The 20,631-nt window shown below is 39.6% G+C and carries 20 protein-coding genes and 3 pseudogenes; 11 read left to right on the forward strand and 12 right to left on the reverse strand.

The annotated features are described in order from the left end of the window. The 6 genes and pseudogenes from MSG95_RS15820 to MSG95_RS15845 form a co-directional block, all read right to left on the reverse strand. Positions 1-163, reverse strand: a pseudogene (locus MSG95_RS15820) (acetyl-CoA C-acyltransferase); the annotation flags it as partial. A gap of 402 nt (positions 164-565) precedes the next feature. After that, entirely contained in the window at positions 566-1,219 is a 654-nt protein-coding gene (locus MSG95_RS15825) for a 3-oxoacid CoA-transferase subunit B (RefSeq protein ID WP_324624887.1), read from the reverse strand. A gap of 18 nt (positions 1,220-1,237) precedes the next feature. Further along, a complete protein-coding gene (locus tag MSG95_RS15830) occupies positions 1,238-1,909 on the reverse strand; it encodes a 3-oxoacid CoA-transferase subunit A (protein WP_151819595.1) in 672 nt (223 codons plus the stop codon). A gap of 135 nt (positions 1,910-2,044) precedes the next feature. Next, positions 2,045-2,965: a catechol 1,2-dioxygenase gene (catA, locus tag MSG95_RS15835; RefSeq protein WP_019458831.1), complete on the reverse strand. Its 921-nt coding sequence runs from the start codon at positions 2,963-2,965 to the stop codon at positions 2,045-2,047. A gap of 159 nt (positions 2,966-3,124) precedes the next feature. Further along, entirely contained in the window at positions 3,125-3,415 is a 291-nt protein-coding gene (gene catC, locus MSG95_RS15840) for a muconolactone Delta-isomerase (RefSeq protein WP_060466463.1), read from the reverse strand. Positions 3,416-3,438: 23 nt separating this feature from the next. Then, complete coding sequence (locus MSG95_RS15845; RefSeq protein ID WP_151819596.1) at positions 3,439-4,545, reverse strand: muconate/chloromuconate family cycloisomerase; 1,107 nt, start codon at positions 4,543-4,545, stop codon at positions 3,439-3,441. 100 nt (positions 4,546-4,645) lie between these two features. On the opposite strand from MSG95_RS15845, the gene MSG95_RS15850 reads away from it, so the two are divergent. Both MSG95_RS15850 and MSG95_RS15855 read left to right on the forward strand, forming a co-directional pair. Continuing rightward, positions 4,646-5,560: a LysR family transcriptional regulator gene (locus MSG95_RS15850; RefSeq protein ID WP_151819597.1), complete on the forward strand. Its 915-nt coding sequence runs from the start codon at positions 4,646-4,648 to the stop codon at positions 5,558-5,560. An 81-nt stretch (positions 5,561-5,641) separates the two neighbouring features. Further along, complete coding sequence (locus MSG95_RS15855) at positions 5,642-6,436, forward strand: TorF family putative porin (RefSeq protein WP_151819598.1); 795 nt, start codon at positions 5,642-5,644, stop codon at positions 6,434-6,436. Positions 6,437-6,526: 90 nt separating this feature from the next. Here the strand turns inward: MSG95_RS15855 and MSG95_RS15860 are convergent. Then, positions 6,527-6,628: pseudogene (locus MSG95_RS15860) on the reverse strand (acetoacetate decarboxylase); the annotation flags it as partial. Between the two features lie 307 nt (positions 6,629-6,935). On the opposite strand from MSG95_RS15860, the gene MSG95_RS15865 reads away from it, so the two are divergent. The 4 genes from MSG95_RS15865 (at position 6,936) to MSG95_RS15880 (ending at position 11,035) form a co-directional block, all read left to right on the forward strand. Continuing rightward, positions 6,936-7,766 (forward strand): alpha/beta fold hydrolase, encoded by an 831-nt coding sequence (locus tag MSG95_RS15865; RefSeq protein WP_017394021.1) that lies wholly within the window; start codon positions 6,936-6,938, stop codon positions 7,764-7,766. A gap of 160 nt (positions 7,767-7,926) precedes the next feature. After that, positions 7,927-9,165 (forward strand): NADH:flavin oxidoreductase/NADH oxidase family protein, encoded by a 1,239-nt coding sequence (locus MSG95_RS15870; protein WP_017394020.1) that lies wholly within the window; start codon positions 7,927-7,929, stop codon positions 9,163-9,165. Between the two features lie 15 nt (positions 9,166-9,180). After that, on the forward strand, positions 9,181-10,248 hold the full coding sequence (locus MSG95_RS15875) for a saccharopine dehydrogenase family protein (RefSeq protein ID WP_017394019.1): 1,068 nt from the start codon (positions 9,181-9,183) through the stop codon (positions 10,246-10,248). Between the two features lie 211 nt (positions 10,249-10,459). After that, the gene (locus MSG95_RS15880) at positions 10,460-11,035 is read left to right on the forward strand and encodes a dihydrofolate reductase family protein (protein WP_005123966.1); all 576 of its coding nucleotides are present in this window, start codon (positions 10,460-10,462) and stop codon (positions 11,033-11,035) included. A gap of 67 nt (positions 11,036-11,102) precedes the next feature. On the opposite strand, the gene MSG95_RS15885 is transcribed toward MSG95_RS15880, so the two are convergent. After that, positions 11,103-11,909 (reverse strand): type 1 glutamine amidotransferase domain-containing protein, encoded by an 807-nt coding sequence (locus MSG95_RS15885; RefSeq protein ID WP_324624886.1) that lies wholly within the window; start codon positions 11,907-11,909, stop codon positions 11,103-11,105. A gap of 76 nt (positions 11,910-11,985) precedes the next feature. After that, a complete protein-coding gene (locus MSG95_RS15890) occupies positions 11,986-12,402 on the reverse strand; it encodes a MerR family transcriptional regulator (RefSeq protein WP_017394017.1) in 417 nt (138 codons plus the stop codon). Positions 12,403-12,558: 156 nt separating this feature from the next. On the opposite strand from MSG95_RS15890, the gene MSG95_RS15895 reads away from it, so the two are divergent. Next, a complete protein-coding gene (locus tag MSG95_RS15895) occupies positions 12,559-13,254 on the forward strand; it encodes a type 1 glutamine amidotransferase domain-containing protein (protein ID WP_324645128.1) in 696 nt (231 codons plus the stop codon). A 72-nt stretch (positions 13,255-13,326) separates the two neighbouring features. Here the strand turns inward: MSG95_RS15895 and MSG95_RS15900 are convergent, their stop codons facing one another. Together MSG95_RS15900 and MSG95_RS15905 are read right to left on the reverse strand one after the other, a co-directional pair. Beyond that, positions 13,327-14,346 carry an MBL fold metallo-hydrolase gene (locus tag MSG95_RS15900; protein WP_151819605.1) on the reverse strand — a complete coding sequence of 340 codons (1,020 nt, stop codon included), beginning with the start codon at positions 14,344-14,346 and terminating at the stop codon, positions 13,327-13,329. Positions 14,347-14,489: 143 nt separating this feature from the next. Then, the gene (locus MSG95_RS15905) at positions 14,490-15,059 is read right to left on the reverse strand and encodes a TetR/AcrR family transcriptional regulator (protein WP_151819606.1); all 570 of its coding nucleotides are present in this window, start codon (positions 15,057-15,059) and stop codon (positions 14,490-14,492) included. 275 nt (positions 15,060-15,334) lie between these two features. On the opposite strand from MSG95_RS15905, the gene MSG95_RS15910 reads away from it, so the two are divergent. Together MSG95_RS15910 and MSG95_RS15915 are read left to right on the forward strand one after the other, a co-directional pair. Continuing rightward, positions 15,335-15,667, forward strand: a complete 333-nt coding sequence (locus MSG95_RS15910; protein ID WP_252717733.1) for a DUF2946 domain-containing protein — start codon at positions 15,335-15,337, stop codon at positions 15,665-15,667. 52 nt (positions 15,668-15,719) lie between these two features. Beyond that, a pseudogene (locus tag MSG95_RS15915) lies at positions 15,720-17,816 on the forward strand (TonB-dependent receptor). Between the two features lie 102 nt (positions 17,817-17,918). Here MSG95_RS15915 and MSG95_RS15920 read toward each other — a convergent pair. Next, positions 17,919-18,968: an AraC family transcriptional regulator gene (locus MSG95_RS15920; protein WP_324645131.1), complete on the reverse strand. Its 1,050-nt coding sequence runs from the start codon at positions 18,966-18,968 to the stop codon at positions 17,919-17,921. 107 nt (positions 18,969-19,075) lie between these two features. On the opposite strand from MSG95_RS15920, the gene MSG95_RS15925 reads away from it, so the two are divergent. Both MSG95_RS15925 and MSG95_RS15930 read left to right on the forward strand, forming a co-directional pair. Next, a complete protein-coding gene (locus MSG95_RS15925; protein ID WP_151819609.1) occupies positions 19,076-19,879 on the forward strand; it encodes an SDR family NAD(P)-dependent oxidoreductase in 804 nt (267 codons plus the stop codon). Continuing rightward, entirely contained in the window at positions 19,876-20,622 is a 747-nt protein-coding gene (locus tag MSG95_RS15930) for an acetoacetate decarboxylase family protein (protein ID WP_324624884.1), read from the forward strand. The genes MSG95_RS15925 and MSG95_RS15930 overlap by 4 nt, the downstream gene beginning before the upstream one ends. Positions 20,623-20,631 lie beyond the last annotated feature (9 nt).

The following is a 20,631-nucleotide window of genomic DNA, read 5'->3' on the forward strand; positions in this document are numbered from 1 at the left end:
CATAGATCACATCATCGACCTGTTCCCAATCTACATTTGGGTTACGCTGCATGAGAGCTTTAATCGGCACAGCGCCAAGGTCATCGGCACGGACAGGTGCAAGGCCACCGGCATAACGGCCGAATGGGGTACGGATGGCATCGATGATATAAGCGTTTTTCATTCTAACTTTTGTCCTTTACTTCAGGCCTTTTTAGCCATTCTCCGTAAGTATTTCGCGGTGGCGACATGGATGTCGCCTCGTTGCTCAGCACAACAGGGAGGTTGTGTCTGAGTAACAAAGATTTTTGGTTACTTTTTTAAAAAAGTGACACGAATTAGCTGTCGGCATCTGGTTTAAACAGATAAGACTCCGTCGTAATGATTTATAAATTTTCATATCAACGAATAACATCACGGCTTTAATATACTGTGATATCCATAGGTCTGTTGCATAAGCGATACCTTACTTTTGAAAGGTCAAAAGTAACAAAAACCTTTGTTGAACAGAGGAGGCTTCCATGCCTCCCTGTCCAACGAGCGACATCCATGTCGCCTGTCACAATAGTTACTGCTGTTTTAAATTTTAATCTTGAGTCGCATCAATCAAAGTCGCACCCGTTAAAGCCTGTAACTCATCAAAGCTTAGACCTTCCACTTTCTCAATCACTTTCAAACCATCTTTGGTCACATCAATCACACAAAGATCGGTGTAAATACGGTCAACACAGTGTTTACCCGTTACCGGATAAGTCAGCTCAGCCACAATTTTCGGCTCACCTTGCTTGGTCACATGGTCTGTGGTGATAAATACTTTTTTAGCACCTACAGCCAAATCCATCGCACCACCTACGGCAGGAATCGCATCAGGTGCACCCGTGTGCCAGTTCGCCAAATCACCATTCGCTGCCACCTGAAATGCACCAAGTACCGCAATATCAAGGTGACCACCACGCATCATGGCAAATGAGTCGCCATGGTGGAAAAAGCTGCCGCCTTCAAGCATGGTCACGAACTCTTTACCCGCATTAATCAGTTCAGGGTCTTCTTCACCTGCCGCTGGCGGTGGGCCAAAAGCCAATAGACCATTTTCAGAATGAAGGAAAATATCTTTGTCGTCAGGTAGATAGCTCGCAATTTTGGTTGGTAAACCAATACCCAAGTTCACATAGGCGCCATCTGGAATATCTTGTGCCACACGTTTTGCAATCTGGTCACGGCTGAGTTTCTGGTAGCTCATGTTATTTCTCCTTATTGCTTATTGTGCGGGTTGTACTTGTACAACATGCTGTACAAAGATACCTGGGGTGATGATGTGCTCAGGGTCTAATCCACCCAGTTCAACCACCTCAGAAACCTGAGCAATGGTGACATCTGCAGCCATGGCCATAATCGGGCCAAAGTTACGTGCAGATTTACGGTAAACCAGATTGCCCCAGCGATCGCCCTTGTAAGCTTTAATCAAGGCAAAGTCTGCTTTGATTGGATATTCAAGTACGTAATCTTTCCCATCAATCTCACGGGTTTCTTTGCCCTCAGCCAAAAGTGTTCCAAAGCCTGTTGGGGTAAACACAGCACCAAGTCCCATACCTGCTGCCTGAATACGGCAAGCCAGATTACCTTGCGGAACAACTTCAAGCTCGACCTTTCCGGCACGGTAAAGTTCATCAAACACATAAGAGTCTGACTGACGTGGGAAAGAACAGATCACTTTTTTAACTGAACCAGCCTTAAGCAGTTTAGCCAGACCATAATCGCCATTACCGGCGTTATTACTAACAATCGTTAAATCTTTAACACCGAGTTCAATCAGTCCATCAATGAGTTCAGCGGGTTGTCCTGCGGTACCGAAACCACCAATCAGGATGCTCGCGCCATCTTTAATCTGCGATAGTACCTCGCTAAGAGAGGACTTACTTTTGTCAATCATGTGAGAAACCTTAGAGCATGAGGTAACGTGATGTTATTACTACCGCTAAAAATTTATTTAAATTCTTAATGGTAGTAATAAATGGAATAAATTTTGTGAGTCAAAAGCGAACTTTTAACTCACATATACTTTCAATTAAGCACTAGCGCGACGACGTTCAACTTCAGTTGAAGGAGCGGCAGCGGCATCTTTAACAAGTTCGATGTTAAATGTGATGTGTTTGAAAGCGTGATCTAAACCACGGCGTTGAATTTCAGCAGGGTCAGTTACATCAACTGCTGTTGCCACTAAACCGTCACGAGTTGCGAAGGCAAAGTCGTCCCATAAGTACTCATCACCCTCAATGTTGAATTGAGTAGTCAGCTTGCGGAAACCTGGCGCAGAAACGAAATAGTGAACGTGAGATGGACGGTTACCATGACGGCCTAATTTGTTAAGAAGGGCTTGAGTTGTACCTTCTGGTGGGCAACCATAACCTACTGGCATTGTGGTTAATGCAACATATTTACCATCTGCATCAGTCAAAATACTACGACGTAAGTTGAAGTCAGATTGAGACTTATCAAAGAATGAATAGTTACCCAAACTGTTGGCATGCCATACTTCAACTTTGGCATTTTCAATGATATTGCCATCAGTATCGGTCACAGTACCTTCAATAATTAAGGTATCGATTTTGCCCGATTCTGTACCATCATCCATACGCGCAAAACCAACTGATTCAGGCGCACCCGCTACATAAAGTGGACCTTCAATAGTACGAGGTGTGCCGCCAGTAACGCCAGCTTTTGCATCAGCTTCATCAGCACGTAAATCAAGATAGTGCTCTAAACCTAAGCCAGCTGCTAAAAGTCCAAGTTCGTTTGCTTGGCCTGCATCGGTAAAATATTCCAAACCTTTCCAAACTTCAGAAGGCTGGATGTCTAAATCTTCGATGGCTTGAAATAAATCCCCGAGAAGGCGCACAACAATTTGTTGAACACGTGCATCGACTTCACCTTTAGCAGTGTCGACATTCATTTGTTTTACAAGCGCATCAATTTGTTGACGGTTCATACTAAAACTCCTTAAGTATGCAATACGGTTTTGGGTGGCAGCGCTGCGGGCATTTTGTTTTGCTAGCAATAAGTGCCGCCACGTTCCTTGTTACCTTCTGAATAATCTGCTTGGTTTTTAAATTGACTTCAGAGATCACATTTAAAAAATTCTTTTGGTTTACGAATCATCATCACGAACAGAAGAAGGGTGGCGATTAAGTGCCATCACTTCAATGTCCATATATGGATAGAGAGGTAAGCCCTGTAAAATGTTGTGCAATTCCTCATTGCTCTCAACATCAAAAATACTGATATTTGAATACTGGCCTGTAATACGCCAGATATGACGCCATTTACCTTGGCGTTGTAATTCTTGCGAATAAGCTTTTTCAACAGCTTTAATTTCATTTGCTTTGTCGGCTGGCATATCAAGTGGAATATGCACATCCATACGTACATGAAATAACATGGGAAACTCCTTATCCTGTTGCCTTAACGACGTAATTTCTCAATCTTATCTTCATCAATTTCAATGCCTAAGCCCGGAGCTGTTGGCAAATGCAATTCAAAGTTTTCGTAACGTAGCGGCTCTTTTAAAATTTCTTCGGTCAGTAATAACGGACCAAATAATTCAGTACCGAACGCTAACGTTTCAAAAGTTGCAAATGCATGAGCAGAAGCAATACTTCCTACAGGGCCTTCAAGCATGGTACCGCCATATAGGTCGATTCCAGCTAAACCAGCAATTTTGCCAACTTCACAAGCTTCGATCAGGCCACCAGATTGTTCAATTTTCACGGCAAATACATCTGCACCATGATTTTTTGCAATACGGTATGCGCTGTCAGGACCAGTTAAGGCTTCATCTGCCATAATTGCGACATCAAAACGCTGGGTGAGGCGAGCAAGTGCTTCGGTATTTTGAATTGCACATGGCTGCTCGATTAAATCGATTCCACCATCTTGTAGCTGTTGAATACCTTGAATACATTCAAGCTCTGACCATGCACGATTTACGTCAACACGTACACTAATATCTGCACCTAGTGCTTTTTTAATCGCAATCACATGGTCAACATCTTGCTGTAAAGGACGTGCACCAATTTTAAGTTTGAACGTGTTGTGGCGCTTCAGCTCAATCATTTTGCGAGCTTCAGCAATATCTTTTTCAGTGTCACCAGACGCAAGCGTCCAAAGTACAGGTAAACTATTACGCAGACGTCCACCTAAAACTTCGCTTAATGGCACACCTAAACGTTTGGCCTGAATATCAAGTAGGGCAGTCTGAATGGCACATTTCGCAAAACGGTTACCATTAATATTCTTACGAATCAGTTTTAGTGTTTGAGCCACATTTAAATCTTTAACTGATGCGAGTAATGGTGCAAAGTAAGTATCAATATTGGCTTTGACACTTTCAGGACTTTCTTCACCATAGTTCAGTCCACCAATGGTGGTCGCTTCACCCCAACCTACAATACCATCCGTGGTCGTAATTTTAACGAGCACCAAAGTCTGAGTACGCATCGTAGTCACAGACAACTGGTGAGGACGGATAGTTGGAATATCCACAAGTATGGTTTCTATGGTTCTATACATGAAGTTTCAACTATTTCAAACTTGTTTACATACCATAGAAGAATGTAATAGCCTAAAATAGATATAGAACGGTATTTTAAGATACTAAAAAGGTATATTAATGGAATTAAGACATCTACGTTATTTTGTTACCGTTGTTGAAGAACAAAGTCTGACTAAAGCGGCAGAAAAGCTTTTTATTGCCCAGCCACCTTTAACACGTCAAATCAAAAAACTAGAGGAAGAGTTAGGGATTGATTTGTTTGTGAAGGGCTCTCGTCCATTAAAAGCAACAGAAGCAGGCCTGTTTTTTTACCAACATGCGGTGCAAATTTTGACGCATACGGCTCAAGCTGCTTCGATGGCTAAAAAAATGAAGCTAGTCGAGAACGTTGTTAAAGTGGGTTATGTGAGTTCACTTCTTTATGGACGATTACCACAGGTGATCTATCTATTTAGACAAAAAAATCCTGACATTCATGTTGAGCTTATTGAGTGTGGCACACGAGATCAGGTTGAGGCTTTAAAGTTAGGTAAAATTGATTTAGGTTTTGGTCGGTTACCAATTAGTGACCCAGCGATTAAAAGGCTTTTACTTCGAAAAGAAAAATTAAAACTCGCAATCCATAAAAAACACCCATTAAGTGAGCTCCAAGAGTCAGGAATTTATTTATCTCAAATTATCAATGAGACGATTTTTTCTTACCCAACGACACCTAAGCCTAATTTTTCGACCACTATTCAAGCTTTATTTACCAAATTAGGCTTAATCCCAGCCAAGCTGACAGAAGTACGAGAAATTCACATGGCGCTTGGTTTAGTGGCATCGGGCGAGGGTATTTGTATTATTCCAGAAAGTGCCTGTGATATTGGTATGAAGAATTTAACTTACTTAAATATCTTAGATTTAGAAGCCTATAGTCCAATCTCTCTATCCATGCGAAACATGGATCAAAGTTCTTATATTCCTAAAATTTTAGATTGTATTGAAGAGATTTATAGCGAAGAAGATGTGTCTAGAAAGTTGAATCTATAAACTTTTAAGGTTCTTAAAATGAATATTTCATGTTATTTTAAAACTTTAAACCTATAGGTAATATGTAAAAGGAATTGTTGAATGAGAAAAATTTTAGGTTTAGTTTTACTTATTATGTCTACTAGCGTTGTACATGCAGAACAATTAAAAGAACAAGAAAAAACCTCTCCATATAGCGCAAATGTTACTTTTGCTAGTCAATATATTTCACGCGGTTTCCAACAAACATGGGGTAAACCAGCCTTACAAGGTGGATTGGATTATTCCAATCCTAATGGTTTTTTTGTAGGGACTTGGGTATCAAGTGTCAGCTCTAACTATCTGCGAGATGCCTCGGTTGAATGGGATTTTTATACAGGTTATTTAAAAACAATCGATAAATTTTCAATTGGGATGTCGGTTTTTTACTACTACTACCCAGGTGCGAAAAGTACACCAGAAACGGGGAGTAGCAGTTATAACTATGGTGAGATCGTACCTCAAATTGGCTATGGTCCTTTAAGCCTTAAATACTTTGTGACTTACACACCAGATTATGCTGGTTATAACTCTAAAACCATGGGGGGACCTGCTGGTAAAAGGTCGAGAGGTTCAAGTTATTTAGATCTTAACTTTACGCAGCCGATTAATAATACTTGGACTTTTGGAGCCCATTATGGCTATGAAAGAATCAAAAACTTTTCAGAGTCGAATTTTCAGGATGTTAAAGCCGAACTTATTAAAGATTTAGGTGATGGTTGGAGTACAGGACTCGCTTATACCAAGGCATGGGATAAAAATGCTTATTATAAAAAGTATAGCAATGGTGAGGTAGGTGCACCTGTTTCAAATCCGATCGATTCGACTTTTACAGTATCTGTAAAAAAGGTGTTCTAAGTTAAATTTATAAGTAATGCCTAATTAACTACGCTTGAAAAGATACCTCTAAATTCGAATTTTCAAACGTAGTTAAAATAGACTTTTTATTTATGCTTTTAAATTAATTAAGGTAGGCAAATTAAGGACTACCTGAGCATCCTCAACTACATCTAAACGGAGAATTTGTGAAGCGCCAAGTTCATTTAGCAACTTTACATTAATTGACCGAGTTGCTAATGCTGTATATTTCAAGACGTGTTAATTTAGAACCAGTTCAGAAACTATAAGTTTAAAGTTAACTTTAAAGTCAAGATTTTAATTTTGATGGCTAAAGGCTTTGACATTTAAATGAAATAAAAAAGGGGAAAGATGAGAAGAGTTTAAGGCCGTGCTTTCATATAAATTTTATTTTAAAAATACAATTAAAGTAATTGACCTTAAAGTTAACTTTAAGCTTAGTATCAATATTCAAATTTTATAACCAATCTATAAGTAGTTTTTTAGCAGGAGAACAAAGATGGGATACGTAACGACAAAAGACGGTGTAGAGATTTTTTATAAAGATTGGGGACCACGTGATGCCCAAATTCTATTTTTTCATCATGGTTGGCCTTTGAGTTCAGATGATTGGGATACACAATTGCTTTTTTTCCTTAAAGAAGGTTTTCGTGTAGTTGCTCATGACCGCCGTGGACATGGGCGTTCGAGTCAGGTATGGGATGGTCACGATATGGACCATTACGCAGATGATGTTGCAGAAGTGGTTAAACATCTGAACATTAAAAATGCAATTCATATTGGCCATTCAACAGGTGGTGGTGAAGTGGCTCACTATATTGCTCGCCATGGTCAGGAAAACGTCAAGAAAGCTGTTCTTGTCAGTGCAGTACCACCGCTTATGGTTAAAACTGAAAATAATCCTGAAGGTTTACCAAAAGAAGTTTTTGATGACCTTCAAAATCAGGTTCTCACCAACCGTGCACAATTTTTCCGAGACCTCCCATCTGGCCCATTCTATGGTTTTAACCGACCAGATGCGAAACCATCTGAAGGTATTATTGCTAACTGGTGGCGTCAGGGTATGACGGGCAGTGCAAAAGCACATTACGATGGTATTGTGGCGTTCTCACAAACTGACTTTACCGAAGATTTAAAGAAAATCACCATTCCTGTTTTGGTATTACATGGTGACGACGACCAGATCGTGCCTTATAAGACGTCTGGTGTGAAATCTGCTGAGTTACTTCAAAATAGCCAACTCAAAATCTACCCAGGTTTTTCTCACGGTATGTTAACCGTAAACCATGAAGTAATTAATGCGGACTTATTAGCGTTTATTCGCGAATAATTTAAAGCTATAAACTTTAAAAAAAGAGGCCTATTAAGTGCCTCTTTTTTATTTATAACCCCATGAAATTAAAAGTAATAAAGAGAGAAATAATAAAAGGTATTGACATTAAAGTTAGCTTTAATCTTAAAGTAAAGCCATACTGAATGAGGTCATTCCAATGAAAGTGTTCGAAAAATTAGTATTCCCAAATGGCTCATATGTTCCTAACCGTATTGCTAAAGCGGCAATGGAAGAAAACATGGCTGATTTAAACCATGCACCATCAGAAGAATTAATGCGTTTATATCAGGCTTGGGCAAATGGTGGCGTAGGTCTAATCATTACCGGAAATGTGATGGTAGACCGCCGAGCGATGACTGGACCGGGCGGTGTGGTTCTTGAAGATGAAAAGCATCTAGATACTTTCAAAAAATGGGCACAAATTAGCCGTTCCAAAGGTGCTCAGGTTTGGCTTCAAATTAACCATCCGGGTCGACAAATGCAAGCTAACCTAGGTCAGCAGACTTGGGCGCCATCAGCTGTTTCACTAGATCTTGGCAAAATGTCAAATCGCTTTAACACACCAATTGAAATGACTGAATCCATGATTGCAGAAGTGATTCAGCGTTTTGCAAACACGGCACGATTAGGTGAAAAAGCAGGATTTACTGGTGTGGAAATTCATGCAGCGCATGGATATTTACTAAGCCAGTTTCTTTCTCCACTCAGCAATAAACGCCAAGATCGTTGGGGTGGTTCTTTAGAAAACCGCGCTCGTATTTTAATTGAGATTGTGGAAGCGGTTCGTAAAGTGGTTTCGCCACAGTTTACGGTTGCAGTGAAACTAAATTCAGCCGATTTCCAGCGTGGCGGTTTTAGCGCTGAAGATGCTCAACAAGTGGTTAAAATGTTAAATGAGCAGGCAGTCGATTTGGTTGAACTTTCAGGTGGTAGTTATGAAGCGCCTGCAATGCAAGGCCAAGCACGTGATGGTCGTACACTTGCCCGTGAAGCTTACTTTTTAGAATTTGCACAAGAAATTCGTAAAGTTGCCAAAATGCCTGTTATGGTGACAGGTGGCATACGCCGTAAACAAGTAGCAGAAAAAGTAATTGAAAGTGGTGTAGATATGGTCGGTATTGCCACAGCTTTAGCCATTGAACCTAATTTGCCGAATGCTTGGAAACAAGGCCAAAATATTTCACCTGAACTCAAACCAATTACATGGGAAAATAAAACATTGGCTTCACTTGCCAATATGGCTGTGGTCAAATTCCAGTTACGTAATTTAAGTGCTGGTAAAAAAACAAAACCAAATGTTTCACCAGCTTGGGCTTTAATTTTGCAACAATCAGCGATGTCATGCCGTACTCGCCAGTATAAAAAAGGCATGCGTGATTATTCATTTGCTTCTTAAAAAGTGAGTTGTGTTATGACAAATCTTAACGATTCAAACTGGTTAATTTATGGAGCAAATGGCTACACGGGCGAATTAATCGCTCGTGAAGCTGTACGCCAAGGTCTAAAACCGACTTTGGCTGGCCGTAACAAAGCTAAGGTTGCAGCACTTGCTCAAGAGTTGGGGCTTGACTATAAAGCTTTTGGACTTGATAACGTAGATGCAATAAGTGAGCAACTTCAAGGTTTTAAACTGGTTATGCACTGTGCAGGGCCTTTTTCAGCGACATCGAAGCCTATGATGGAAGCTTGTATAAATGCAGGTGCTCACTATTTAGATATTACGGGTGAAATTGCTGTATTTGAATTGGCACAGTCACTGAACAGCCAAGCCGAAAAAGCCGATATTGTGCTTTGTCCGGGTGTGGGTTTCGATGTCATTCCAACAGACTGTGTTGCTGCTGCCTTGAAAGAAGCACTGCCAGATGCGACCCATTTAGCGCTTGGTTTTGACTCTAGAACTGGGTTTTCACCGGGTACAGCCAAAACAAGTACAGAAGGTATGGCCGAAGGTGGAAAAATTCGTAAAAACGGAAAAATTACCACTGTTCCGTTAGCACATTATGTCCGGACTATTGATTTTGGTGATGGCAAAAAAAGTGCCATGAGTGTTCCTTGGGGGGACGTATCTACAGCGTTCTATACAACCGGCATTCCAAACATTGAAGTATTTGTACCCGCATTTCCTAAAATGATTTTTGGCGCGAAAATGCTGAACTATGTACGCCCGGTATTAAAAATCAATGTTGTGCAGAAGTTTATTAAGTCACGTATTGAAAAAACGGTTGTGGGGCCAAATGAGGAGCTTCGCGCGAAAGTACCTACCTATGTTTGGGGTGAAGCAAGAAATGCACGTGGGGAAATCAAAACTGCCCGTATTCAAACGGAAAACGCCTATAGTCTTACCGTAAATGGCTCACTGACTGTGGTGAATTATTTACTCAAAAATACCGTAAAAGGCGGTACATATACACCCGCAAAACTAATGGGCTATAAGCTAGTGACCGAGCTGCCGGGTTCTGGGCCGCTAGTCATTACTTAACCAAGTCTTTATTAAAACAGTATGTTTATAGATAACCCGAATAAGGAGTCATTCTTGTTCGGGTCATTTATATAATTTATATATATTTCAGGAAGATATAGGGCTATATAGATACTAGAAAAATCAGAAAACAAAACACTCCATAAGACATCATTTAAATTGAATATACTAAAAAGCGATAAATCTTTTTCATAACAAAGGAATGAGAATAATGAGAAAACTCATACTGTTTCTACATGCATCGCTTGATAGTTTTGTCGAAGGACCAAATGGGGCAATGGACATAGGTTGGATTGCTTATGATGCCGATTTAGCAAATCATGCAAATAAAATCTTGAGCACTGCCGATACGGTAATTTGGGGACGTGCGACTTACCAGATGATGCATAATTATTGGCCAACCATGCTTTCAAACCCCGAAGCTTCGGAGCATGAACGAAATCATGCTGAGTGGATTGAAAAGACAGAAAAAATCGTTTTTTCAACCACCTTAGATACAGTTGAATGGAATAATTCCAGACTTGTGAAAGATCATGTTGAAGAAGAAATTAATAAGCTCAAGCAGCAACCGGGCAAGGATATGGTGATTTTGGGGAGTCCACGGTTTGCACACTATCTAATGCAACTTGGTTTAATTGATGAATATAAAATTACGGTTTCGCCCGTTTTAATTGGTAGTGGCTTGCCACTATTCCAAGGTATTCAGCAAAAGACCAATCTTAAACTTATTGAAAATAAAACCTTTGCTTCTGGTGCGATAGCTCTTCACTATCAAAAGGTTGGTTAATTTTTTCTATAATATTTATATGAGAAAGACGAATTACAAGGCTAGTCTGTAATTCGTCTTTTTAGATTTATTTCATGCTGCTTAAACGTTTAACTACTGCTTCGGCAATTTCTTTACTCGACTGAGGGTTTTGTCCAGTAATAATTCTGTCGTCTGAAACCACATATGAGGTAAACGGAATAAATGCTTCTTTATATTTTGCACCACGTTCAATGAGTCCATTTAGTAAAGAAAATGGAACTTGAGACTTAATACCAGAAAGTGTTTCTTCTATATTTGCAAAACCCGTAACAGTTCTACCTGCAATTAACGGTTTGCCATTTTCATCCTGCAAAGGTAATAAACCACCTACACCGTGACAGACTGCTGAAACGACTCCACCTTGGCGATAGATCTGTTCGCTAATATTTTGCAAAGCTTTATTATTTGGGAAATCCCACATGGTGCCGTGCCCACCCGTATAGTAAATGGCTTTGTACTGGGTAGGATTAATCGCGTTCGGAGTTAATGTTGTTTTTAGCCGTTGCATAAATGCTGGGTCGGCTAAATGCTGACGGGCAGATTTGTCTAAGTAAATAGACTTTAAGCTACGTTCATCTAGAGGCACTGCACCACCTAAAGGACTTACAAAGTCCATTTCATAGCCGGCAGCTAATGCAACATCATAAAAATGGGTGAGTTCGGTTAGCCAAAGTCCTGTTTTATCTGAACGAGAAGGGTAAGCCGAATGATTAGTCATGACGACTAAAATTTTTCCATTTGTTTTTGCAAAGCTTTGAGCTTTATCTGAACCTGCGGCATAAACCACATTTGTAGATAAAAGAATGGCAAAAATAATGCTTAACCAACGTTGAAAATTCCACACTTTAAACATCACAGGTTCCTCATTTATCACCTGTGATCCATCGTATGTTTAAAGTGTACTTTAAGGTCAATAGAATTCTATAGGTTTACGGCGTTTTTGATTTATCGTAATAGAGATTCATAAGGCGTTCGGCATTTTCTTCACAGGTAATTTCATCAGGTTTGTTATTAATTGCTTCAATCATAGTGAGTAAATTTTGCTTACTGACTTTAAGCTTTTGTTCTAAAAGTTCGATTTCCTGAATTTTAGATTCAAGTGTTTGGATGAGTGCGTCATGGTTCCAAGTAGTCACCTTGGACGGTAAAAATGATTTAATTTCTGCTAAAGAAAAACCAACTTGCTGGGCCTGTTGAATTAAAGAAAGTTGCTTTAAATCGTTATCCGTATATTCACGATAACCATTCGACTTTCTTTTTGCTTTAGGCAAGAGTTCGATTTGCTCGTAATAACGAATTGTAGGGGTACTTAAACCACTTAGTTTCGATAACTCGCTAATATTCATAACCACATACTCTATTGACATTCAAGTTAACTTTAGACTTATAGTCATTTAAAAGCAAGGTTCATAACTTTACCAAGCACACACTTTCAGTAACAGCTTTCTATGCTTTGATAGATGAAAGAATAGAATTATAAGTATGAAAAAAGAGGTGACAAAATGTCTAAACGCATATTACATGTCGTGACCAATGTTTCACTCTACAAGGATGTAGACCAAGAAACTGGACTGTGGTTAGGAGAGCTCACCCATGCTTATGATGAGTTTGAAAAGCAAGGTTATGTGCAAGATATTGTCAGCCCAAATGGCGGAAAAACCCCAATCGAGCCTAAATCGCTTGCGCCTTTGGTTGCAGATAAATCTGTTAAAGCCAGAGAAAAAGACCAAGCTTTTATTACCCTGTTAGCAAATACTTTTAAGCCTTCCGATATTCATTGGCAAGATTATGACGTGATCTATTACACGGGTGGTCACGGTGTGATGTGGGATTTTTTAGATAACCCTGAACTGCAAGAAATCACCAAAAATATTTATGAAAAAGGCGGCATCGTTTCGAGTGTTTGTCATGGATATTGCGGTTTGCTCAACGTCAGACTTTCAAATGACAAACGGCTAATAGAAGGTAAAAAGTTAACTGGCTTTGCATGGAGTGAAGAGGTTTTGGCAGGGGTAGCGAAAAAAGTGCCGTACAATGCCGAAGAGCTCGCTAAAGAATATGGCGCTCGTTATGAAAAGGCTTTTATTCCTTTCGCGCCGTATGTCGTTCAAGATGGTAATTTGATTACTGGTCAAAACCCGTTTTCAGCTAGAAAGACGGCTTTAGCGATTATAGAAACGCTTGAAAAGAGTGCTTAGTGAAAATCACTCAAAGTTATAAATAAGATAAGCCGAATACTGCAAATGAGCATTCGGCTTATTTATATCAAACTATGAACGCCACCAATAATTTTCTGCATTTGGTTCATTTAAATTGAGTATTTGGCCCATTTGCGGTGTGCTAATCGCTAACGCATTTTCTTTAGCTAAACCGACAATACGTTCAAACGGGTCATCCCAAGCATGAAGCGCCAAGTCAAAAGTACCATTGTGCACGGGCAACAAATGACGACCTTTTAAGTCGATATGTGCTTGTAAAGTTTGCTCTGGTTGCATATGAACATCGGGCCATTCAGGGTCGTAAGCACCTGTTTCTAACATGGTCAAATCAAATGGACCATAACGATGTCCAATCTCTTTAAAGCCATCGAAATAGCCTGTGTCACCACTGAAAAATACCCGTAAGTCATTATCAATAATCACCCACGAAGCCCAAAGCGTCGCATTGCTATCCCCCATACCACGGCCTGAAAAATGATGAGCAGGGGTAGCCACCAATTTTAGTCCATCCACATGGGTAGTATCCCACCAATCAAGTTGTTGAACTTTTTCTGCTGGAATTCCCCATTTAATGAGCGTGTCACCCACACCAAGTGGTGTTAAGAAATGCTCAACTTTATCGTTCAGTTGCATGACGGCATGGTAGTCGAGATGGTCGTAATGGTTATGCGACAAAATCACACCTTTAATGGGTGGTAATTCGGCAATGCTAATTGGTGGCTGGTGGAAACGTTTTGGACCAATCCACTGAAAAGGTGAAGCACGATCCGAGAAAACAGGGTCGGTTAACCAAAACTCATTTTGCAGTTTTAACAAAATGGTTGAGTGGCCTAAACGAAATAGAGAGCGGTCAGGCGCAGTTAAAAGCTGTTCTTTGGTTAAGCTTAAAACAGGAATTTCTTTGTTGGGTACTGTATCTTTTGGCTTGTTAAATAGAAACTTCCACATGAGTTGGAGCGTTTTGCCAAAAGAAGGCTTGTGTTGGTTTGGACGCGTATTTCTAAATTTGCCATTATGCTGCTGAGATGGCATTAAGGGAGAAGGCAAGTCTGTTGTGTTTGAAATCGTCATCTTATTTTTCCTTATTGGAACAAACCTATATATGCAAATAAGAACTTGGGGCTAAGTACTTATTTTGATTTAATTAAAATGAGTATTTACTCACTCATTAATTGGTTTAAAAATAAGGACGCCGTGCATCCTTACTCTTTTATCTATATTGAAACTGCATGCCAAAACGCTTCAAAGCCAGATTTGCGATAACGCTCGGCTTGAGAAGGGTCTTGGGCAATAAAATTAAGTGTAACTTCGGCAAGCGCACCTAAAATCGAAGCAATAAATAACGGTGGATAATCTCTTAATTTGCCATCGTTAATACGTTCTTGAATGTTTTGGGTGAGGTCACAAAAGGTTTGCATACCAATTTGTTTGCTTTGTTCGGTAATTTGTTCCGAAGTTGAAAGCTGTGCCATGACTTTACGCTTAAGCGGAGCTTCTAAACTCCAGTCCAAATAGCTTTGCCAGATATGTGACATTTGTGTTTGCAGGTCAGAATCAGCAGGGTAACCAAGCATCATGACCTGACGTAGCTCAGCCTTGAGCGAAAGATATAACTGGTTAAGCAGTTCTTCTTTATTACTAAAATAGGTAAATAAAGTACCTTCTGCCACGCCAGCAACTTTAGCAATTTTTGAGGTAGACGCACGCTCGCCAAGCTCTGCTAATGCTTCAATAGCAGCACTTAAAATTGCATTACGTTTATCTTCACTACGAGGACGAGCCATATACAAACATGTTAATTGAGTGATTACTCAATCATATATAAAAATAATGAAAGAGAGCAAGTTATCTTTTGTGTAGAAGTAAAAAAAATTATTCAAAATTTTTAAAAAAATGAAGATGAGAGTCGAAGATTACTGAATATATTAAAAAAAATATGCTATTTTTCACAGCACTTTGATGAGACTAATTTTTCATGTATCGGTTTGGGCTCTTAATCGGCTTACTAGCAATATTGCTACAGAACCTCGTGTTCTGGCAAAGCCTATTGCCCAGCGAAATGCATCAGCAAATAGTATGTGAACAAATTAGTGAAATGATGAATCATTCAAGTATGCAAGCTGAACAACATCTATCTCATCATATAAAAAATGATTCTCATGAAAAGCTCTTAAACAAAAACATTCAGCACGACTCAAGCTTAAGCTGTCATTTTTGTTATCTCTATAGCCACATTGCAAATATTGATGGCTTCAAGTTCACCTTGTTTGCAATTGGTGTCGTTGTTCGCTTTATTATGCTGGCAACGTTAAGTTATATATTATTTTATTTAAGACGCTTATTTCTTTCACCGCAAGGGCGAGCCCCACCTAAACAACTTTGTTTTGCTTAATTCATTTCTAGGTACGTGTTTGTTCCTATTTAATTACTAAACAGAGTTTGTCATGTCTAAATTTTTACTTCATCCACTTGCGTGGAGCATTTTATTTGCTCAATTTTCTATGTCAGCCATGGCACAAAGCCAACCTGAGAGCCAGATTGCCGAACTAGAAAAAATTACGGTTAAAGCCGAAGAGAGCGGCGAAAACTCTAATTCTTCAATAGCATTAACCCAATTTGACCATAGTTTGTTAGATGTTCCATTTACTAAGTCTCATGTATCTGCTCAAGATATTAAAAATAATAATATTCAACGTTTGAGTGATGCATTAGCTTTAGTTAATGGTGTGGTGTATCAAGATAGTTATGGTGGTGGTTTTTGGGATAACTATTCATTTCGTGGTTTTAGTACCGACCCCAACATGGGAACAAACTATTTACGTAATGGTTTAAGTTCTTTAAGTGGTATTCATACTGCAAGAGATATGGTGAATGTTCAGGCAATCGATTTTTTAAAAGGACCTATGGCAGCCATGTATGGGCAAGGAGCTATAGGTGGCATTATGAACATTACCACCAAACAACCAGAATGGACGCCAAAAAATGAAGTAAGCTTAAGTGGCAGTACATTAGAAGAATATAGAGCTTCACTAGATAGCACAGGTGCATTAAATGATGCTGTTGCCTATAGGCTTGGACTGGCTTATGAAAATAATCAGAGTTTCAGAGACCATGTCGACAGTCAGCATTATTTTATTGCCCCACAACTTGCATGGAAAATTTCAGATTAGACACAGCTTAATTTAGATACAGAATTTTCTGAACATCAAGGCGTGTTTGATCGCGGTGTTCCAATGGTAAACGGGGCATTTGTTGTCAACAAAAAGACTTTTTTGGGTGAGCCTTCAGATGGGGACATTAAGGTTAAAGACCAACTGTACCAGTTACGGTTAAATCATCAATTTAATGAAAACTGGAATAATACGACAGCTTTAAGCTACGGTCATGGCGAACGGGAAGGAACCTCTACTGAAATTTCGAGTATTTCAGCAGATGGTCAAACTGCAAACCGATTTAGACGTTATCGTCAATTTGAAACTGATACATTTCAGTTCCAGTCGATTTTACGCGGGAAACTAAATACAGGAACAATCAGGCACGAAGTAGTCGCAAACATTGAAGCTGGGCACTATACTATTGACCAAATTCAGCTTCGTAATGCAGTCGGTACATCTAGCCCGATTAATATTTATAATCCAGTTTACGGGCAAAATATTTTAGCTCTGACCAGAACAACCAAAAATACCAAAGAAATTCAAAATATGCTGGGACTGAACTTACAAGACCAGATTTTTTTGAACGATCAATGGAATTTGTTGCTTGGAGGGCGTTTTAATCGCCTTGAGCAACAAATTGATGACTACAGAACAGGAATATCGGCTCAGCAAAAATTTACACCCTTGAGTCCACGTGTTGGAGTGAACTATCAACCTACAACAAAGCTTTCTTTCTATAGTAATTGGGGGAAATCTTTTGAGTTAAATACAGGTCTTAATAAAGATAATCGACTGTATGACCCAGAGAAAACCAAGAGCTGGGAAATTGGGACAAAATACCAATTTTTACCGCAAAGCTGGTTTGGTCTAACTTATTTTGATTTAGATAAACAACACTTACTGACTGAAGGTATAACCGACAGTTATGTAGATAGTGGTCGAGTCCAAAGTCATGGCGTTGAAATTGAGTTAAAGCACAAGTTTAGCGATCATCTTAATGTGGGCGCGAATTATACTTTAACGAAAGCTTCTGTTTTAGAAAGTGAAGTCGATGCGAAAGGCGCTCGCCTTAAAAATATTCCTAAGCACACTGCAAACTTAAATGCAGATTATCAGTTTGAGTTATTTGGAAGGGCAGCTGGCTTAGTAGGCAACATCAATTACTTTGGTAAACGTAGTGCCAACTATATTGATAATGGAACAAGTTTGCCTGAGTTTACAGTGGTTAATGTCGGTGGGTATATGCAAGTGCGCCCAGATTTAAGGGTACAGTTGAATGTTGATAATATCTTTGATAAAGATTATTACGTTTCAAGTTATACAGATGAATGGGTACAACCCGGTGAACCTTTAAAGGCAACCTTATCTATGACTTGGAATTTTTAAATAAAAAATCAGTAAATAGAAAGGTTTAACCAAAATGGGGCGTATTCACAGCCCCATTTTATTAAGTTTATAATTCAACTAACTAGAGTGCCTTTCTGAAAATTATATCGAATTTTTTCTAAATACAACTGGTGTTTGACCTGTCCATTTCTTAAAAGCTCGTGTGAAATTTGTAGGTTGTATATAGCCCAGATAAAGCGCAATTTCTTGTATATCCATATCACTATGAAGTAACAAATGCTCAGCTTCTTTTTGTTGAGCTTCTTCAAGCAGTTGAATATATGAAGAACCGACTTGGCTCAAATGGCGCCGTAATGTTCGACTAGACATGTTTAAGCGAGTTGCAATTTCATAAAATGAAGGATAACCAACCTGTGGTTTTAAGTTTAGTTCGGCCTTTACAGTCAGGCATATATCTTTAATTTGCTCTGAAAAACGGATTTGTTCAGCTTCACACTGCATCAGAGCTTGTTTAAAAGCAATCGGATCTGCCATTTTAATGGGTAAATCTAGAAGCTTTTGGGTATATCGAATTTGATTAGTCGCTTGATTAAAGCGAATAGGTGGCAATACGTGTTGATAGGCTTTGTGATAGGTAGGTTCAGGCCAATCTACCCATAACTCGATTTCAGCAAAATCATGTTCTATTAGAAATTGGCCAGTTTGAATCACACCAATCATTAGACATTCATAAAAAAATCGTCTAAGCGTTTCAGCTTGTTCGGTTTGATTGCTGACAATTGGGTGAGTTTCATTTATTTCAATAATAGAAAACTCATTATTTTCAAGCAAAGCAATACGATAATCTTTTAATCGCATGTTAAAGAATTGCGTTGAAACCTCAATGGCTTGACGAAGGTTTGGACTACTCATAAGGGCATATCCCATCGGGCCATGAGCAGTTAAACGCAGTTTTAGTCCATATTCATATCCTAAGCCAGAATCTTTCGACAATAACAAGCTTTCCCACGCCAGTTTAGACCACTGCACAGGAGTAATACGCGCATCTAGTTGATCTAAAAGGTTTAAGGGAATTTTACTTTTCTTCAAAATCTCAAGGGCAGAAAATCCTTTGTCGACCATGATTTCTAATAATAAATGCGCATAAGAAATAGGAATGCTGGCTTTGGAAAGCCCATACGGATCTTTCATATTACTTTTTGTTTTGGCCGAAAATGATTATCAGTATGTCTGATCCACATCTCACGCTCAAGTTAAAAGTTCGGAATAATCAATTTACCGTATTTTGAGCATCAATTATGAGCTTACCTATTCCACAAGATTCATCGCGAGTCGTGATTACTGGCGCTTCATCGGGTATTGGTGAACAGCTAGCAAAACAGTTTGCTATGCGCGGTTATTCGTTAGTTTTGGTGGCACGTCGTGTAGACAAACTAGAGACACTCGCAGAAAAATTAAAAGCCGAATATCAAATATCCGTAGATTTATATCCATGTGATTTGGGTGATCGGGCGGCGCGAGCTAAATTTCGTTATTATTTAGAAAATATTGAAGTAGCCATTCTTTGTAATAATGCTGGATTTGCGACTTTTGGTTGCTTACAAGACTTAGATGCAGACCGAGAGCGTGAAGAAGTTGAAGTTAATTCGGTGGCAATTCATGACCTGACTTTAGCCGTGTTGCCACAAATGATTAAAAGAAAAGCTGGGGCAATACTCATTGTGGGGTCTACCTCTGGTCATCAGCCGACTCCAGCAAATGCAACTTATGCAGCAACCAAGGCATTTGCCAATTCTTTTGCCGAGTCATTACATAGCGAACTTAAAGGGACAGGGGTTAGCTGTACGTTACTGGCTCCGGGGCCAACCAAAACTGGTTTTAATGAAGTTGCTGGAATTACCAAAATTGATGGAGTCGGTGGCAATTTTGTTTGGGTAACAGCAGAACGCGTTGCCAAAGAAGCCATTCAAGGAATGGAGCGGAATTGTCGAATTGTGATTCCGGGTTTCGTGGCACAGGCTCAAACTTTTGGTGGGCGTTACACACCACGCATTATTTTACTGCCCATCCTTAAACAAGTATTTTCGAGATTAAGCCCATGAAACAGTTGATTAATGACTTACGTGTGCCTGTGGGTTTAGCCAATCCTGGCAATAAGCTTTATCACAATGCTCAATATTTGACTGCTGTCGTTGAAGTTGATGAAAAAGCAATGGCGCGCTGGTTACCGTCTGGAATGACACTGGTTAAACCTGCCAGAGCCGATTTGTTTTGTGCGTATTTCCCAGAAAATGTCTATACGGGCGCTTACCATGAAGCGGGTTTATTTGTTCATATTAAAGTTGGCAACAAGACTGGAATCTTTTGTCCTTGGATGATTTTGGACGATGACCGCGCCATGATTATTGGTCGTGAATTGCTCGGCTACCCTAAAAAGATGGGTGAAATTAGCTGGGAAAATGATGGCAAACGCATTTTAAGCAAAGCTTCACGCCGAGGCACAACACTCATTGAAATGGAAGCCAAGCTGGGTGAAGTTATTCATGATGCACCTCCAATTTTGGGATTACCGCATCGGAATATTACGGGTGGATTAGGAATTGGTTTACCTCGTGAAGTTCGATTCACCCCGAAAGAGCATCCAGTTGAAGTGCGTCAGGTTGAAATGAACTTACGTTTTACAGGTACAGCAAACGATCCATTACATGATATGGGGTTAGGCAAGGTGGTTGAGGCCAGATTACATCGCGTTGATTTGTCGGGAGGGTTAATTCCACCGATTCAAATACCTCGTTTACGCACGCCGTTATTTTTATTACGTCAGTTTAATCCACGCGTTTTATAGCTGGAGAAT

This window comes from Acinetobacter sp. IK23 (assembly GCF_035615275.1).
GTDB lineage: Bacteria > Pseudomonadota > Gammaproteobacteria > Pseudomonadales > Moraxellaceae > Acinetobacter > Acinetobacter seifertii.